General features: G+C 71.8%; 14 protein-coding genes. 8 read left to right on the top strand and 6 right to left on the bottom strand.

From position 1 onward, the window contains the following. Positions 1-28: 28 nt before the first annotated feature. The 4 genes from JOC24_RS22585 to JOC24_RS22570 all read left to right on the top strand — a co-directional run bounded on the left by JOC24_RS22585 (position 29) and on the right by JOC24_RS22570 (position 3,936). Positions 29-496, top strand: a complete 468-nt coding sequence (locus tag JOC24_RS22585; RefSeq protein WP_205022188.1) for a MarR family winged helix-turn-helix transcriptional regulator — start codon at positions 29-31, stop codon at positions 494-496. Between the two features lie 239 nt (positions 497-735). Beyond that, entirely contained in the window at positions 736-1,764 is a 1,029-nt protein-coding gene (gene tdh, locus JOC24_RS22580) for an L-threonine 3-dehydrogenase (protein WP_205022187.1), read from the top strand. Between the two features lie 42 nt (positions 1,765-1,806). Next, complete coding sequence (locus JOC24_RS22575) at positions 1,807-3,000, top strand: glycine C-acetyltransferase (RefSeq protein WP_205022186.1); 1,194 nt, start codon at positions 1,807-1,809, stop codon at positions 2,998-3,000. Between the two features lie 30 nt (positions 3,001-3,030). Next, positions 3,031-3,936, top strand: a complete 906-nt coding sequence (locus JOC24_RS22570) for a LysR family transcriptional regulator (protein WP_205022185.1) — start codon at positions 3,031-3,033, stop codon at positions 3,934-3,936. Between the two features lie 15 nt (positions 3,937-3,951). Here the strand turns inward: JOC24_RS22570 and JOC24_RS22565 are convergent, their stop codons facing one another. After that, positions 3,952-4,338 carry a VOC family protein gene (locus JOC24_RS22565; RefSeq protein ID WP_205022184.1) on the bottom strand — a complete coding sequence of 129 codons (387 nt, stop codon included), beginning with the start codon at positions 4,336-4,338 and terminating at the stop codon, positions 3,952-3,954. A 120-nt stretch (positions 4,339-4,458) separates the two neighbouring features. Between JOC24_RS22565 and JOC24_RS22560 the strand changes: the two genes are divergently transcribed. Then, on the top strand, positions 4,459-5,106 hold the full coding sequence (locus JOC24_RS22560; RefSeq protein WP_205022183.1) for a nucleoside/nucleotide kinase family protein: 648 nt from the start codon (positions 4,459-4,461) through the stop codon (positions 5,104-5,106). Between the two features lie 72 nt (positions 5,107-5,178). Further along, complete coding sequence (locus JOC24_RS22555; RefSeq protein WP_205022182.1) at positions 5,179-6,309, top strand: aminopeptidase P family protein; 1,131 nt, start codon at positions 5,179-5,181, stop codon at positions 6,307-6,309. A 9-nt stretch (positions 6,310-6,318) separates the two neighbouring features. Here JOC24_RS22555 and JOC24_RS22550 read toward each other — a convergent pair whose 3' ends face one another. Then, positions 6,319-7,335 (bottom strand): aldo/keto reductase, encoded by a 1,017-nt coding sequence (locus JOC24_RS22550; protein ID WP_205022181.1) that lies wholly within the window; start codon positions 7,333-7,335, stop codon positions 6,319-6,321. 69 nt (positions 7,336-7,404) lie between these two features. Next, positions 7,405-9,165: a malto-oligosyltrehalose trehalohydrolase gene (treZ, locus tag JOC24_RS22545; protein ID WP_205022254.1), complete on the bottom strand. Its 1,761-nt coding sequence runs from the start codon at positions 9,163-9,165 to the stop codon at positions 7,405-7,407. A 203-nt stretch (positions 9,166-9,368) separates the two neighbouring features. On the opposite strand from treZ, the gene JOC24_RS22540 reads away from it, so the two are divergent. Further along, a complete protein-coding gene (locus JOC24_RS22540) occupies positions 9,369-10,763 on the top strand; it encodes a GH1 family beta-glucosidase (RefSeq protein WP_205022180.1) in 1,395 nt (464 codons plus the stop codon). On the opposite strand, the gene JOC24_RS22535 is transcribed toward JOC24_RS22540, so the two are convergent. Beyond that, positions 10,735-11,646 (bottom strand): GNAT family N-acetyltransferase, encoded by a 912-nt coding sequence (locus JOC24_RS22535; protein ID WP_205022179.1) that lies wholly within the window; start codon positions 11,644-11,646, stop codon positions 10,735-10,737. The two genes, JOC24_RS22540 and JOC24_RS22535, sit on opposite strands and share 29 nt — an antisense overlap. A 395-nt stretch (positions 11,647-12,041) precedes the next feature. On the opposite strand from JOC24_RS22535, the gene JOC24_RS22530 reads away from it, so the two are divergent. Next, positions 12,042-12,608 (top strand): DUF1707 and FHA domain-containing protein, encoded by a 567-nt coding sequence (locus tag JOC24_RS22530; protein ID WP_205022178.1) that lies wholly within the window; start codon positions 12,042-12,044, stop codon positions 12,606-12,608. A gap of 39 nt (positions 12,609-12,647) precedes the next feature. On the opposite strand, the gene treY is transcribed toward JOC24_RS22530, so the two are convergent. Continuing rightward, complete coding sequence (gene treY, locus JOC24_RS22525) at positions 12,648-15,041, bottom strand: malto-oligosyltrehalose synthase (protein ID WP_205022177.1); 2,394 nt, start codon at positions 15,039-15,041, stop codon at positions 12,648-12,650. 97 nt (positions 15,042-15,138) lie between these two features. Then, positions 15,139-17,295: a glycogen debranching protein GlgX gene (gene glgX, locus JOC24_RS22520; RefSeq protein WP_205022176.1), complete on the bottom strand. Its 2,157-nt coding sequence runs from the start codon at positions 17,293-17,295 to the stop codon at positions 15,139-15,141. Positions 17,296-17,394 lie beyond the last annotated feature (99 nt).

Here is a 17,394-nt window from a genome sequence, read left to right as displayed (position 1 = left end):
CACCGCGCAGACGGTCGAGAGAAGGACCATGGACAAGCCGACGCACCTGATCGAGTTCGAGACGATGCTCCTCGGGCGGCACCTCCAGCCGAGCGCACCCCGCTCGAGACGGGCCGGCGGACAGCTCGACCGCAGCGCGTACACCCTGCTGAGCCGGATCCGGATGGAGGGCCCCATGTCCATCGGACAGCTCAGCGACGCCTTCGGTCTCGACGCCTCCACCCTGAACCGGCAGACCGCCGCCATGCTGCGGTCCGGTCTGGTCGAACGCATCCCGGATCCCGGCGGCGGCATCGCCCGCAAGTTCCGCATCACCGGTGCGGGCGAGAGTGGCCTCGACACGGAACGCGAACAGAACATCAGCGGTCTGGACCGGGTCATGGCCGACTGGTCACCCGACGAGGTCACCGCTTTCGCCGCGTACCTCAAGCGCCTCAACAGCGACATCGAGAACCTCGACGGAAGGCCCTGGCCCCGGCCGGCGCACGAGGCGTGACGCGAGGCAAAGGCCCGGGGCGGGCCGTGGCCTGAAGCTGATCTACGGCTGTGCTTAAGAAATCCTCGATGGACCTGGCGCCCAGGGTGCGGCACATTTCTCGGTGACGGCAGAGAGCGGTGACAGGCGGTTCGCCTGGTCCCGTCCGCCGTCTTCCCCAGAACCCCGGGCCGCAGGTCGTCCTCGGCATGCCCGGGACCGGGGCGTCCGCCACGTACCACGTACAGGGAGCCGCAGCCGTGAAGGCACTCGTGAAGCACAAGGCCGAGCCGGGACTGTGGCTGATGGACGTACCGGAGCCGGAGACCGGCCCCGGGGACGTGCTGATCAAGGTCCTGCGCACCGGGATCTGCGGCACCGACCTGCACATCCGTGACTACGACGGCTGGGCGCAGCAGGCCGTGCGCACACCGCTCGTCCTGGGCCACGAGTTCGTCGGCGAGGTCGCCGGGATCGGCGCGGACGTCGTCGACATCAAGATCGGCGACCTGGTCAGCGGCGAGGGCCACCTGGTCTGCGGCAAGTGCCGCAACTGTCTCGCGGGACGCCGCCACCTCTGCCGTTCCACGCTCGGGCTGGGCGTCGGCCGTGACGGGGCCTTCGCCGAGTACCTGGCGCTGCCCGCGTCGAACGTCTGGGTGCACCGGGACAAGGTCGACCTGGACATCGCCGCGATCTTCGACCCGTTCGGCAACGCGGTGCACACCGCGCTGTCCTTCCCGCTGGTCGGCGAGGACGTACTGATCACCGGAGCCGGCCCGATCGGCATCATGGCCGCCGCCGTCGCCCGCCACGCGGGCGCCCGCAACGTCGTCATCACCGACGTCAGCGAGGCGCGGCTGGACCTCGCCCGCAAGGTCGGTGTGGACCTCGCCCTGAACGTCGGCGCCGAGACCATCGCCGACGGCCAGCGCCACCTCGGCCTGCGCGAGGGCTTCGACATCGGTCTCGAGATGTCGGGACGCCCGGAGGCCATGCGCGACATGATCGCCAACATGACGCACGGCGGCCGGATCGCGATGCTCGGACTGCCCGCGGCCGAGTTCCCCGTCGACTGGTCCCGGGTCGTCACCTCGATGCTCACGATCAAGGGCATCTACGGCCGCGAGATGTACGAGACCTGGTACGCGATGTCCGTACTCCTCGAGGGCGGTCTCGACCTCGCCCCCGTGATCACCGGCCGGTACGGCTTCCGCGACTTCGAAGCCGCCTTCGACGACGCCGCGAGCGGTCTCGGCGGCAAGGTACTGCTCGACTGGACCGCCTGACGCTCCTCGTACGCCCCCGTATCCACCTGGGAGACACCCTTCATGTTCGATTCCGTACGCGACGACCTGCGCACCGCACTCGACGAGATCCGCGACGCCGGACTCCAGAAGCCCGAGCGGGTCATCGGCACCCCGCAGTCCGCCACCGTCGCCGTCACCGCCGGCGGCCGGGCCGGTGAGGTGCTCAACTTCTGCGCCAACAACTACCTGGGTCTGGCCGACCACCCCGAGGTCGTCGCCGCCGCCCACGAGGCGCTGGACCGCTGGGGCTACGGGCTCGCGTCCGTCCGCTTCATCTGCGGCACCCAGGAGGTCCACAAGGAGCTGGAGCACCGCCTGTCGTCCTTCCTCGGGCAGGAGGACACGATCCTCTACTCGTCCTGCTTCGACGCCAACGGCGGAGTCTTCGAGACGCTGCTGGGACCCGAGGACGCGGTGATCTCCGACGCCCTCAACCACGCCTCCATCATCGACGGCATCCGCCTCTCCAAGGCGAAGCGCTTCCGTTACGCCAACCGCGACATGGCCGACCTGGAGCAGCAACTCAAGGAGGCGTCCGGCGCCCGGCGCCGGCTCGTCGTCACCGACGGTGTCTTCTCGATGGACGGCTACGTCGCCCCGCTGGCCGAGATCTGCGACCTCGCCGACCGCTACGACGCGATGGTCATGGTCGACGACTCGCACGCCGTCGGATTCGTCGGACCCGGCGGGCGGGGCACCCCCGAGCTGCACGGGGTCATGGACCGCGTCGACATCATCACCGGGACGCTCGGCAAGGCGCTTGGCGGTGCGTCCGGCGGCTACGTCGCGGCGCGCGCCGAGATCGTCGCGCTGCTGCGCCAGCGTTCGCGCCCGTACCTCTTCTCCAACTCGCTCGCCCCGGTCATCGCCGCCGCCTCACTCAAGGTCATCGACCTGCTGGAGTCCGCGGGCGACCTGCGCGAGCGGCTGAACGCCAACACCGCGCTCTTCCGGTCCCGGATGACCGCGGAGGGCTTCGACATCCTGCCCGGAGACCACGCCATCGCACCCGTGATGATCGGGGACGCGGCGAAGGCGGGCCGGATGGCGGAGCTCCTGCTGGAGCGCGGTGTGTACGTGATCGGGTTCTCGTACCCCGTCGTCCCGCAGGGCGCCGCACGCATCCGCGTCCAGCTCTCCGCCGCGCACTCCACCGACGACGTCGACCGCGCGGTGGACGCGTTCATCGACGCGCGAGCCGCGCTGGAGGCGTAGAACCGTCCCGCGAGCTGGGACAATGAGCGCATGATCGATGCACGGCGGCTGCGCATCCTCCGTGCGGTGGCCGACCACCGCACGGTGACCGCCGCGGCCGCCGCGCTGTATCTGACCCCCTCCGCGGTCTCCCAGCAGCTCGCCGCGCTGGAGCAGGAGACCGGGCACCGGCTGGTCGAGCGCGGGGCGCGCGGCGCGCGGCTGACCGCCGCCGGGGAGATCCTGCTGACGCACGCCAACGCGGTCCTCGCCCAGCTGGAGCGGGCCGAGGCGGAACTCGCCGACTACGGCGCGGGCGTCGCGGGGACGGTCACCGTCGCCGCGTTCGCCACGGGCATCGGGCTCGTCCTCGCCCCCGCCATCGCCGAGCTCACCCGCACCGCACCGGGGATCCGGGTCAGGGTGCAGGACGCCGAGGGTGACGCCAGCGTGCCGATGGTGCTGGACCGGCAGGTCGATGTCGCCGTCGCCGTCGAATACCGTGGCGCGCCCGGTGACGACGACCGGCGGCTGACCCGGGTGCCCCTGTACAGCGAGCCCTTCGACGCGGTGCTGCCGGTCGGCCACCGTCTGGCGGGCCAGGACCACGTCGCCGTCGCCGATCTCGCCAAGGACGCGTGGATCGGCCCGTACCCCGGCAACCCCTGCCACGACGTGGTGGTCCTGGCCTGCGAGTACGCCGGCTTCGAGCCCCTGCTCGAGCACTCCTCGGACGACTTCCACGCCGTGGTCGCCCTGGCCGGGGCGGGTGCGGGGGTGGCACTGGTGCCCCGCTCGGCGCTGCGCGACACCGGGCTCGGCGGCGTCGTCGTACGGCCGGTCGAGGGAGCCGCCCCGACCCGGCGGGTCTTCGCCGCGGTGCGGCAGGGTGCCGAGGGGCACCCGCTGATCAAGCCGGTCCTGGAAGCGCTGCGCGCGGCGGCCGGGCCCGTGTGACGTCCGGGCCGGCCCTCACGCCGCCTGCAGCAGGTCCCACCGGTTGCCGTACAGGTCCTCGAAGACGGCGACGGAGCCGTACGTCTCGTGCCGGGGTTCCTCCAGGAAGCGGACGCCGGCGGCCCGCATCCGCTCGTGGTCACCCGCGAAGTCCTCCGTGTGCAGGAAGAACCCGACCCGGCCCCCCGTCTGCGCCCCGACGCTCGCGCGCTGGGCCTCGTCCTTGGCGCGCGCCAGCAGCAGGCCGGTCCCGGCCGTGCCCCGCGGCCGTACGACGATCCAACGGGAGCCGTCGCCCCGGTCCGTGTCCTCCACCAGCTCGAATCCGAGGGCGTCGGTGTAGTAGGAGAGAGCCTCGTCGTAGTCGCGGACGACCAGCGTGACCAGAGCGATGTGGGACATGGGGATCCTCGTCCTCGGCAGTTTTCCCGACAGCACGGCCCATGGGGTGGTTACGCGGACCATGGCCTAGTCATACGTAACACTAACGCGCTCCGGCCTGCCCGGTGGACAATGCGCGTCATGGACGACAGCGATCTCACCGCGCTGACCGACCGCGCCCTCCGCCTGGCGGCAGGTGGCCGGCGCCGCATCCTCGGCATCGCGGGGGCACCCGGCGCCGGGAAGTCCACGCTGGCCGCCCAGCTCGTCGAAGGGCTCCAAGGGTGCGCGGTCCTCGTCCCGATGGACGGCTTCCACCTCGCCGGGGCGGAACTGGAACGCCTCGGCCGGGCCGACCGCAAGGGCGCGCCGGACACCTTCGACGCCGCCGGATACGCCGCTCTGCTCCGGCGGCTGCGCGACCCCGGAGGTCCTGACCCGGTGTACGCGCCCGCCTTCGACCGGGCGCTGGAGGAGCCGGTCGCCGGTTCGGTGTGCGTCCCCGCGGACATCCCGCTCGTCGTGACCGAGGGCAACTACCTGCTGCTGGACGAAGGACCCTGGGCACCGGTCCGCGGACTGCTGGACGAAGCGTGGTTCCTGGACGCCGATCCCGGATCGCGGGTGAACAGACTGGTGGACCGGCACGTGCGGTTCGGCAAGTCCCGCCCGTACGCCGAGCGCTGGGTGGCCGGGTCCGACGAGCGCAACGCCCGGCTGGTCGAGCGTCACCGCGACCGCGCCGACCTCGTGGTGCGGCTCGGTTCGGCCGGGTCCGGCACGCCCTGAACCCCGCTCGCGTCCGCCCGGCCGGAGAGGCAGGATGCTGAGTGCCGCGCCGCGCCCCGCCAGGAGGACCTCATGCCCAGCAACGACCAGCCGCAGCCCTTCACCGCCGACGACTACCGGGCCAGGATGGCCCGGGCCGTCGAATCCGCCGGCGCCGCGGGTCTGGCCGGCGTCCTCGTGGCGCCGGGGCCCGACATGGTCCACCTCACCGGCTACCGGCCGACCGCGGACACCGAACGCCTCACCCTGCTCGTCCTCAGGGCGGGCCACGACCCCGTCCTCGTCGTCCCCGCCCTGGAGGCGGCGGACGCCGAGCGAGCGGCGGGCGCGCCCGCCCTCACGCTGCGGGACTGGACCGACGCCGCGAACCCGTACACCCTGACCGCCGGACTGCTCCACGCCGAGGGCCGGTTCGGGATCAGCGACAACGCCTGGGCGCTGCACCTCCTGGCTCTGCGCAAGCTTCTGCCCGACACCTCGTACGTCTCGCTCACCGATGCCCTGCCGATGCTGCGCGCGGTCAAGGACGCGGCCGAGCTGGAGAGGCTCGCCGCAGCGGGAGCCGCGGCCGACGCGACGTACGAGCAGATCCTGAAGGTCCGCTTCTCCGGCCGCCGGGAGAGCGACGTCGCCGCCGATCTGGCCGCGCTCCTCATCGAGCACGGGCACTCCCAGGTCGACTTCACCGTGGTGGGATCCGGTCCCAACGGCGCCAACCCGCACCACGAGGCGGGCGACCGCACCATCGAGCAGGGCGACATGGTGGTCCTGGACTTCGGCGGACTGAAGCACGGCTACGGATCCGACACCTCCCGTACGGTCCACGTCGGCGAACCCACCGCCGAGGAGCGGCGGGTCCACGACGTCGTCCGGGAGGCGCAGGAGGCCGGCTGCGCCGCCGTGCGGCCCGGAGCCGCCTGCCAGGACGTCGACCGGGCCGCCCGCGCCGTCATCACCGAATTCGGCTACGGCGAACGGTTCATCCACCGCACGGGCCACGGCATCGGCGTCACCACCCACGAACCGCCGTACATGATCGAGGGCGAGGAACAGCCGCTCGTGCCCGGGATGTGCTTCTCCGTGGAGCCGGGCATCTATCTCCCCGGCCGCTTCGGCGTCCGCATCGAGGACATCGTCACGGTCACGGAGACCGGGGGCAGGCGGCTGAACACCACGGCCCGCGAACTGGCGATCGTCGAATAGGACCCCCGCTCAGTCCAGCGGCTCGCGGTGCCGGAACCGGTGCAGCACGTCGTACGGATAGGGCAGCGGGCGCTCGCTCGCCCCGTCCAGCCGCGCCGTCTGCTCCGGTGTCAGCTCCCAGCCCGCGGCGCCGAGGCTGTCGGCCAGCTGCTCGGCCGTGCGCGCCCCGACGATCGGTGCCGTGACGCCGGGGCGCCCGAGCAGCCAGCGCAGGGCCACCTGCGCCGGCGTGCGCCCGGCCTCCTCGGCGACGGCGACGACAGCCTCGACGACCCGCCAGGTCTCCTCGTTGTCACGTTCCCGCCAGGCCTCGCGGCCCGACTCCTGCTCGTAGCGCGCCTCACGGGTGCCGGGCTCCGCCGCGGTCATGCCCCGCCGGTACTTGCCCGTCAGCCAGCCCCCCTGGAGCGGGCTCCAGGGAATGACGCCGACGCCCTCCGCCAGACTCACGGGGACGAGTTCCCACTCCACCTCGCGCGCCAGCAGGTTGTAGAGCGGCTGGAGGCTGACGTAGGGCTCCCAGCCGTTACGGCGCGCCAGGTCCTGGCAGCGCTGGAGTTGTGAGGCGGAGAGGTTGCTCGCGCCGAGGTAGCGGACCTTTCCGGACTTCACCAGGGTGTCCAGCGTGGCCAGCGTCTCCTCGGCGGGCGTCGTCGCGTCCCACACATGTGTCTGGTAGAGGTCGATGTGGTCCGTGCCGAGGCGCCGCAGGCTCGCCTCGACGGCCCGCACGATGTGCTTACGGCTCAGTCCGCCGGCGTTCGGCGCCTCGCCCATGGTGCCGAACACCTTGGTGGCGATGACGAGTGCGTCCCGGTCGCGGCCTTTCAGCCAGCGGCCGACGATCTCCTCCGAGACGCCGTGCTGGTAGACGTCCGCGGTGTCGACGAACGTCCCGCCCGCCTCGGTGAAGGTGTCGAGGACGCGGTGCGCGGCGCTCTCGTCGGTGTCCTGGCCGAACGTCATGGTGCCGAGGCAGAGTTCGCTCACGCGAAGTCCCGAACGGCCCAGAAATCGCTGCTTCATGGTGTCCTTCCGTTGGATTCCCGGTCCGGACCCTACGAGTTGAAGTGCACCCGAAGGCAAGGGAGTTGTTCAGTCATCGGCCAGCACCACACACGACTCCGGGGGAAGGTGCAGCAGTCCGTCCGCGCCCGGAGCGACGGCCGGCCCCCAGGCGGCCAGCACCCTGCCCCCGCCGGCCCGGTGGCGGCCGGCTCCCAGCGGGATGGCCGCGGGCTTCCCCGAGAGGTTGACCGCGATCCGCAGATCGCCCCTGCGGTAGGCGATCCAGCGGGCCTCCTCGTCGTACGCCGTCCGCACCGCCGCCAGATCCGGATCGGAGAGGTCCGGCAAGGCGTGACGCAGCGCGATCAGCTCGCGGTACCAGGCGTACAGCCGGGTGTGCGGCTCGCGCTCGGGTTCGCTCCAGTCGAGGCACGAGCGGGCCCGGGTGGCGGGGTCCTGCGGATCCGGGACGTCCTCCTCGGCCCAGCCGTGGGCCGCGAACTCGCGCCGCCTGCCGTCGCGCACCGCGCGGGCGAGCTCCGGGTCGGTGTGGTCGGTGAAGAACTGCCACGGGGTGCGGGCGCCCCATTCCTCGCCCATGAAGAGCATCGGGGTGAAGGGGCCGGTGAGCACGAGGGCGGCCGCGCACGCCTGGAGCCCCGGGGAGAGCCCGGCGGCGAGCCGGTCGCCGAGGGCGCGGTTGCCGATCTGGTCGTGCGTCTGGGCGTAGCCGACGTATCGGTGGGCGGGCGACCGGGTGACGTCGAGGGGGCGGCCGTGCACGCGGCCCCGGAAGCTGGAGTACGTCCCGTCGTGGAAGAAGGCCTTGGTCACGGTCTTCGCGAGTGCGGCCAGCGGGGCGGCCGCGAAGTCGGCGTAGTAGCCCTGGGACTCGCCGGTGAGCGCGGTGTGCAGAGCATGGTGGAAGTCGTCGTTCCACTGGGCGTGCAGCCCGATGCCGCCCTCCGTGCGCGGAGTGGTCGTACGGGGGTCGCAGAGGTCGGACTCCGCGATCAGCCCGAGCGGCCGTCCGAGCTCCGAGGCGAGCGCGTCGACGGCGGTGGAGAGCTCCTCCAGGAAGGTGAGCGCCCGGCCGTCGGCCAGCGCGTGGACGGCGTCCAGGCGCAGGCCGTCCAGGCGGTAGTCCCGCAGCCAGGCCAACGCGCTGCCCAGGAGGTAGGCGCGCACCTCGTCCGACCCCGGGGCGTCGAGGTTGACGGCCGAGCCCCAGGGGGTGTGGTGGGTGTCGGTGAAGTAAGGCCCGAAGGCCGGCAGGTGGTTGCCCGAGGGGCCCAGGTGGTTGTGGACCACGTCCAGGACGACCGCGAGACCCAGGCCGTGCGCCGTGTCGACAAAGCGCTTCAGCCCTTCCGGGCCGCCGTAGGGCTCGTGCACCGCCCAGAGCGACACCCCCTCGTACCCCCACCCGTTGGTGCCCGGGAAAGGACAGACGGGCATCAGCTCCACATGGGTGATGCCGAGGTCCACGAGATGGCCGAGCCGCTCGGCCGCGGCGTCGAAGGTGCCCGCCCGGGTGAACGTACCGACGTGCAGCTCGTACAGGACCGCGCCCGGCAGCCCGCGCCCGGCCCAGACCGTGCCCCAGGCGTACGCGTCCTGGTCGACGACCGCGCTCTCCCCGTCGGGCCCGTCCGGCTGTCGGCGGGAGCGCGGATCGGGCAGCACGGGGCCCGCGTCCAGCGAGAAGCCGTAACGGTCACCGTCCGCCGCCTCGGCCTCCGCCGTCCACCAGCCCGCGCGCAGCGGGTCGTGCTCCATCGGCCGGCGGCCGCCCGCCGTGCACAGCTCTGCCGACCCGGCCTCGGGGGCCCACACCTCGAACCGCATCCACCACTCCTCGTCCATGCATCCGGCGCCTCGCAGGAGGCCCCATGATCGACGGAATTCGCACGCACGGCCCCTGGAGACTGGAGCGAGCCCGCAACCGGCCGTTAGGGTCTGGTCCTGATCATTGCCCTACCGGGTTCTGCTCATTCGCGGTGAGCCCGGGCAGTAATACGAGGTCCCCCCTACGGCTGCTGGAGGCCGAGATGACCGTGCCGAGCTTCCCACCCGGCTTCCTGTGGGGCGCCTCCGCTTCCGCTTTCCAGACGGAGGGGGCCTTCGACACCGACGGCAAGGGGCCCTCCGGCTGGGACGCCTTCGCCGCACAGCCCGGCCGGATCAAGGACGGCACCGACACCACCCGCGGCACCGGCTTCCACGAGCACTACCGCGAGGACGTCGCCCTGCTCGCCGGACTCGGCGCGGACGCCTTCCGCTTCTCCATCAGCTGGCCCCGGGTCGTGCCCGGCGGCAGCGGCTCGCTCAACCCCGCCGGACTCGACTTCTACGACCGGCTCGTCGACGAGCTCTGCGCCCACGGCATCACCCCGGCCCCCACCCTCTACCACTGGGACACGCCGCTGCCCCTGGACGAGGCGGGCGGCTGGCTCAACCGCGACACCGCCTACCGCTTCGCCGAGTACGCGGGAATCGTCGCCGAGCGTCTCGCCGACCGGGTCCCCATGTGGATCACCATCAACGAACCGGCCGAGGTGACGCTGCTCGGCTACGCCCTCGGCGAGCACGCCCCCGGCCGCACGCTCCTCTTCGACGCCCTGCCGGCCGCCCACCACCAGCTGCTCGCGCACGGGCTGGCCGTACGGGCGCTGCGCGCCGCAGGGGCCGGCAACATCGGCATCGCGCTCTCGCACACCCCCGTCTGGACGGCGGGCGACTCCGAAGAGGACCGCACGGGAGCGGAGCTCTACGACACCCTGACCAACTGGCTGTTCGCCGACCCGGTCCTCACCGGCCGCTACCCCGACGAGGGCTTCGCCGCACTGATGCCCGGGCCCGTCGAGGACGACCTCAAAGTCATCTCCGCACCACTCGACTGGTACGGCGTCAACTACTACAACCCCACTCTCGTCGGCGCGCCCAAACCCGAAGCCCTCGACTCCTTCTCGGGCTACCCGATGCCGGCCGGGCTCCCCTTCGGCATCAGGGAGATCGAGGGATACGACACCACCGACTTCGGCTGGCCCGTCGTCCCGCAGGGGCTGGCCGAGACACTCGGGCAGCTGCGTGACCGCTTCGGTGACCGGCTGCCCCCCGTGTACATCACGGAGAACGGCTGCGCGGTCGACGAGCCCGTCGCCGACGGCCGCCGCATCGCCTTCCTGGAGGGACACCTGGAGGCGTTGCGTACGGCCATCGACGCGGGCGTCGACGTGCGCGGCTACTTCACCTGGTCACTGACCGACAACGTCGAATGGACCGAGGGCGCCAGCAAGCGGTTCGGCCTGGTCCACATCGACTACGAGACCCTGCGTAGGACCCCCAAGGAGTCCTACGCCTGGTACCGCGACGTGATCCGCGCGCAGCGCACGGGCGGCACGCACGGCTCGGCGCTCACACCAGGTGAATGCGCTCCTGGGTGACGCGGTGGCCGGCCCGGGCGAACGCGGCGGCCATCGGCACGTTGCCCCGGTCCGTCGCGCCCGCGACGGCGGTGGCACCCTCACCGGCGAGGAAGTGGGTGCTTTCGACGAGCAGGTCGTAGCCGTAGCCGTGCCCGCGCGCCTCGGGAACGACCCCGATGAAGCCGATGCACGGGCCACCCGGATTGCGGGCGGGCACATGGATGCCCACGAGCCCGCCGTCCGGTGTGTGGGCGAGCTGCCACCAGGAGCGGGGCGAGGGACACCAGTTGAAGAAGTCCAGCTCCTCCTGCGCGGCCTGCTCGAGACCGCCCGGCCCCTCGACGGCGCGCCGGGCGTGGGCATCCAGCGTCTGTGACTGGACCCGCCGCAGCACGTCCAGGATGACCGCGTCGTCGGGTTCCTGGCGGAACTCCAGCCTGCCGGGCCGCTCGGGCAGGCCGTCCGCGGGCGTCCACTCGTAGCGGTAACGCTCGACCAGCGGTTTCATCCCCGCAGCCTCGGCCGCCGCGATCCGCGCCGAAGCGGCCGCCCGCACCTCGGGGGTGTCCCGCCAGTTCGGCGGCACGATCAGCTCGTACTCGACGGACCACGGGGCGCGGCGCAGCAGTTCGGTGCCCGCGGCGTCCTCGCCCTCGGCGAAGTCGAAGTGGTTGAGCAGCACGGGCTCGGTGTCCTCTGGCCCGCCCCACCACGCCGCCCTGGCGACGACCACGCCGTCGCGCAGAGCGACCCAGGTCCATTCGGGGCGGTACTCACCACCCTCGTGCACGATGGCGTAGCGGTGGCCGAACGCGGCACGGCCGACGAGGGAGCCGCCCTGCAGGGAATCAAAGAGATGTGCGTCGCTCCGGGTGAGCGAGCGGATGACCGGAACGGTCATGTGGTGTCCTCCGGGACTCGGCGCCCCCGGTCAGACCGGGTCCGACACCGTCCTGCGGACGGAACGGGAGCGCGTGAACGTGGTGTCAGGGGTGGTGCTGAGGTGACGCACGTGTCTCGCCTCCTTCCTCGTCAGTCGTCCGGGCCGGGGTCGGCCGGGTGCCGGATGCGGACGATACGGGCCCCGGCACGCCGGGTCCACCGCTTTACGGCCCGCCCGGACGCGCGCAGGACGCCGCCGTCGGGACGTCGCCTCGGCTGATCGCCGCTCCGACGCGTTCGGCCGGACGCAGGGCGATCGGCGGGTGTCGTCGCTCCGGCTGCCACGCAGGTCAGGGAGGCCGGAAACGGGCATCGTCTGGACACCTCGGTCCTGTCGGCCCGACAATCGGTACCGTGACGTCCTCCTTCGAGCCCTACACGTATCCCGCTCGGCTGTCCGACGCCCAGCGCGACCGTGTTCTCGGCGTGCTCAGAGACGGCGCCGCGCAGGGAAAGCTCTCCCACGACACCTTCCTGCGACGCATGGAACTGGCCCTGACGGCACGGCGTCCCGAAGAGCTGGCGGCGCTCACCTCCGATCTTGATTCCGGCGGGCGCTGGTCGCGCGGCCTGTTCCGCGCCGTCGGCGGGGTCTCCGCCTTTCCGGCCAGGGTGCGCAGGGCGTGGCAGTCCGAGCGGCTGCCGAAACTCCTGCTGCCGGTGCCCGGCCCGCACCCGTTGCGCATCGGCCGCGACCCGGGCAACGGACTCCGGCTCAGCCACGAGACGGTGTCCCGGACGCACGCCGAACTGACCGCGCACGGCAGCCGGTGGATCCTGCGCGACCTGGGTTCGACGAACGGCACGTGCGTCAACGGACAGCGGGTCGTCGGATCGGTCGTGGTGAGCGACGGCGACCAGGTCAGCTTCGGCCGGATGACGTTCCGGCTCAGCGCGTCCCTCGCCGTGCCCCCGTCCTGACCCACAGTCAGGACGCCCCGCGGCGACGCCCGGGATTCCTCAGCGCCGTCCCGGCGCAGCCCTGACGAGAAGCGCCACCGGCCGGTCCGTGAAGAGCCGTGCCACGGTGACCGCAGGCCCCGTGAACTCCCCGCCGGTCGACAGGAGATCGATCCACGGACCCTCGTCCGGCAGCATCAGCTCCGTGTCGCGCCAGCCGCCCCCCTCCTCGAGCCGCAGCGACAGCCGGGTCACCGCCGTCACCACCTCACCGGACCGGCAGAAGGCCAGGCAGTGCGCCGCTGCGGGGCCCTGCGCCGTCAGCGGTGTGTAGATCCCCGCCTCGCCGAAGATCTCCGGCCGCTCCCGGCGCAGACGCAGCGCGGTCGTGGTCAGGGCCGCCTTCTCGTCGTCCTCCCCGGCGGGCCTGGTGAACGGACGCCGGTTGTCGGGGTCGACCAGCGCGATGTACTCCCGCTCCGTGCCCTGGTACAGATCGGGCACGCCGGGCATCGTCAGATGCACCAGCGCGGCACCCAGCACATTGGCCCGTGCGAAGGGGGCGAGGGCGTCCGCGAACCTCGTCATCATCGACCGTGCCTCACCCGCGTCACTTCCCGGGCCGGCCGCCACGAAGTCGGTGACCGCCCGTTCGTAGACCGGATCCCGCTCGGTCCAGCTGGTGAACAGGCCCGCCTCTCGCACGGACTTCAGCAGGGCGGGCTCCAGCCTGCCCGCCATCTCACCGGCGGGCAGGCCCGCGCAGCCGTACGCCGACTGCCAGGCCTGCCAGGCCAGCTGGGGATCCGGGGCCGGTACCGAAGCGGACCTGGACAGCTGCGCCACCAGCGAGGACCACCGCTCGGGGCACTCCGAGAGGACCGCGATCCGGGCCCGAACGTCCCCGCTGCGCTTGGTGTCGTGGGTGGTCAGCACCGTGCCGGTCGCCGGCCAGTCCCGCGCGATACGGGCACAGAACGCGTGGAACTCCTCGGGGCTCACCGCCGGCCGGCCGGGATCGCCACCCACCTCCGTCGCCGAGATCAGCGGAACGTAGCGGTAGAACGCCATGTCCTCCACCGACTTGGCGTGCAGCGCGGACGCCGTCTGCGCGAACCGGGCGCAGAACGCCGCGTGTGCCGGCCCGTCGCCGAGGCGGCCCAGCGCCAGATCCCGCACCACCTCGACGGCCTCCGACTCCTGGGCGACCGAGAACACCGCCTCGGCGTCCCGCACCGCCTCGGCCGGCAGCGTCGACTCGGCGATCTCGGTGAGCGGGCCGCCCGCCGTCACGTACGGCCGGTAGACGGGCACCCGCACCAGCAGCTCGCGCACCGCGGTGCGGAGCGCCCACGGTGCGTGGTCGTGCAGTGCGGGGTCCCCGGCACACACCTCGACGGCGAGGCGGGTCAGCCACTCCGTCTCGGCGGCCAGCTCGTGGGTGACCACGCGGTACGCCGCTCGGCGCACCGTCGCGGTCCAGTAGCCGCCCCGGTCCCCGGGAGGGCCCGCGAAGTCCCGGTACCGGCCGAGCAGGTCGGCCGCGCCCATCGGGTCGGTGAACAGACCGTCGATCCGGTGCAGCGCGTCGTACCCGGTCGTCCCCGCCACGGCCCAGCCGGCGGGAAGGGCCTCGGAGCCGGTGAGGATCTTCTCCACCACCGTCCACCGCCCGCCACTCTCGTCGCCGAGCTGTCCGAGATAGGCGGCCGGGTCGGCGAGGCCGTCCGGATGGTCGATGCGCAGCCCGTCGACGACTCCGTCGCGGACCAGTTCCAGGATCTTGCCGTGCGTGGCGGCGAAGACCTCCGGATGCTCCACCCGGACCCCGATCAGATCGGAGATGGTGAAGAAGCGCCGGTAGTTCAGCTCCGTTCTGGCCAGCCGCCACCACGCGAGCCGGTAGTGCTGGGCGGCCAGGAGTTCCGGCAGCGGCAGGTGCGCCGTGCCCTCGCGGACCGGGAACTCCAGATCGCCGTAGCGGAGCACGGCGGCGCCGTCGCCGCGGGTAGCCGGCTCGAAGCTGTCGCTCTCCTCACCGACGCGCCCCGCCAGCACGGGCAGCAGCACCTTACCGCCGCCCGCCGCCCAGTCGATGTCGAACCAGCGGGCGTAAGGGGACTCCGGGCCCTCACGCAGCACCTCCCACAGCGGCAGGTTGTGCCGAGGGGCGGCGGCCATGTGGTTCGGCACGATGTCCAGGACGATGCCGAGGCCGTGGGCGCGGGCCGTGCCGGCCAGCTCCCGCAGACCCTCCTCGCCCCCGAACTCGGCCCGCACCGCGGTGTGGTCGACGACGTCGTAGCCGTGACCCGAACCCGGCACGGCCTCCAGGACGGGGGACAGGTGCAGATGGGAGACGCCGAGGTCGGCGAGATACGGCACGGCGTCGGCGGCGGCGGCGAACGGGAAGTCCGGTTGGAGCTGGAGCCGGTACGTGGCGGTGGGCGTCATGGACTCGTACGTACCCAGCCCGGCGCCGCTCTCCCACCTTCCGGGCCACCGGGCACCGGCAGGGCGGTACCCGCCAGGTGCCCGTCACCCCTTCGGCCTATGCCGGACGCTTGAGCACGGTCAGGCTCCGCCCGACGAGCGTCACCCGCTCGCCCGCCGACACCTTGGGCCCCGCGCCCGGCGGCACCCCGTCCGGGACGGCGGTGTCCACGACGACCTGCCACTGCTTGCCGTGGTTCATGGGCACGGCGAACTCCAGGGTCTCGGCCCCCGCGTTGAACATGAGTAGGAACGAGTCGTCGGCGATCCGCTCACCGCGCGGACCCGGCTCGGAGATCGCGTGGCCGTTGAGGAAGACCGTCATGGCCTTGGCGTGCGCCGCCTGCCAGTCCCGCTGGGTCATCTCCTCGCCCCGGGGGGTGAACCACGCGATGTCGGACAGCTCGTCGTGCGTGCCCTCGACCGGACGGCCGTGGAAGAAGCGCCTGCGCCGGAAGACCGGGTGGTCCCGGCGCAGCCAGACCATGGAGCGGGTGAACTCCAGCAGGCTGGTGTCCGTGCCACCAGCGTCCTCGTCGCCGTCCTCGGCGCGCGAGGCGGCGGACGGGTCGGGCCAGTGGACCCAGGAGAGCTCGTTGTCCTGGCAGTAGCCGTTGTTGTTCCCCCGCTGCGTCCGCGCGAACTCGTCGCCGTGACTCAGCATGGGCACACCCTGGGAGAGCATCAGGGTGGCGATGAAGTTACGCATCTGACGGCTGCGCAGCTCCAGGACCTCCTTGTCCTCGGTCTCGCCCTCCGCGCCGCAGTTCCACGAGCGGTTGTGGCTCTCGCCGTCCCGGTTGCCCTCACCGTTGGCGTCGTTGCGCTTGTCGTTGTACGAGACCAGGTCGTGCAGCGTGAAACCGTCGTGGCAGGTGGTGAAGTTGATCGAGGCCAGCGGGCGTCTGCCGTCGTCCTGGTAGAGGTCGGAGGAGCCCGTGAGGCGGCCGGCGAACTCCGCGAGGGTCCGGGGCTCGCCCCGCCACAGGTCCCGCACCGTGTCCCGGTACTTTCCGTTCCACTCGGTCCACAGAGGTGGGAAGTTCCCGACCTGGTAGCCGCCTTCGCCCACGTCCCAGGGCTCCGCGATCAGCTTCACCTGGCTGACCACCGGGTCCTGCTGCACGAGGTCGAAGAAGGAGGACAGCCGGTCCACCTCGTGGAACTGGCGTGCCAGGGTCGCGGCGAGATCGAAGCGGAAGCCGTCCACGTGCATCTCGGTCACCCAGTACCGCAGCGAGTCCATGATCAGCTGCAGGACGTGCGGCGACCGCATGAGCAGCGAGTTCCCGGTGCCCGTGGTGTCCATGTAGTACTTCGGGTCGTCCGCCAGGCGGTAGTAAGAGGCGTTGTCCAGACCCCGGAAGGAGAGCGTCGGACCGAGGTGGTTGCCCTCCGCCGTGTGGTTGTAGACCACGTCGAGGATCACCTCGATGCCCGCCTGGTGCAGCGCCTTCACCGCCTGCTTGAACTCCAGGACCTGCTCGCCCCGGTCGCCCCAGGACGCGTAGGCGTTGTGCGGGGCGAAGAAGCCGATGGTGTTGTAGCCCCAGTAGTTGGCCAGGCCGGCGTCCGCGAGGCGGTGGTCCTGGACGAACTGGTGCACCGGCATCAGCTCGATCGCGGTGACACCGAGCTCCGTCAGATGGGCGATGATCTCCGGATGGGCGAGCCCCGCGTAGGTGCCGCGCAGTTCCTCGGGCAGACCGGGGTGGAGCATCGTCAGGCCCTTCACATGGGCCTCGTAGATGACCGTGCGGTGGTAGTCCGTACGCGGGCGGCGGTCGTCGCCCCAGTCGAAGTAGGGATTGACCACGACCGAGCTCATCATGTGCGGTGCCGAGTCGAGGTCGTTGCGCTCGTCCGGCTTGCCGAACGGATAGCCGTACACCGCCTCGCCCCACCGGATCTGCCCCGAGATCGCACGGGCGTACGGATCGAGGAGCAGCTTCGCCGAATTGCAGCGCTGCCCGTGCTGCGGCTCGTAGGGCCCGTGCACGCGGAAGCCGTAACGCTGACCGGGCATCACCCCGGGCAGATACGCGTGGCGGACGAAGGCGTCGGTCTCGCGGAGCTCCACCGCCGTTTCTGCACCGTCGTCGTGCAGCAGGCACAACTCGATTCGGTCGGCAGCCTCCGAGAAGACCGCGAAGTTGGTTCCGGCGCCGTCGTAGGTGGCGCCGAGCGGATACGCGTGTCCCGGCCAGACCTGCATAGATAGGACTCTTCCACTTCGGATCCGGGTGCTGGGGGGTTTTCGCCCCGATACTCCCCGAAAGACGGTCCTGTACCTAGTACGTCGGCCGGTGCGGCC

The organism is Streptomyces sp. HB132 (genome assembly GCF_016909575.1).
In the GTDB taxonomy this organism is placed as follows: domain Bacteria; phylum Actinomycetota; class Actinomycetes; order Streptomycetales; family Streptomycetaceae; genus Streptomyces.
Note: the sequence above shows the minus strand (reverse complement) of the source record. Positions and strands in the feature narration are given on the sequence as shown.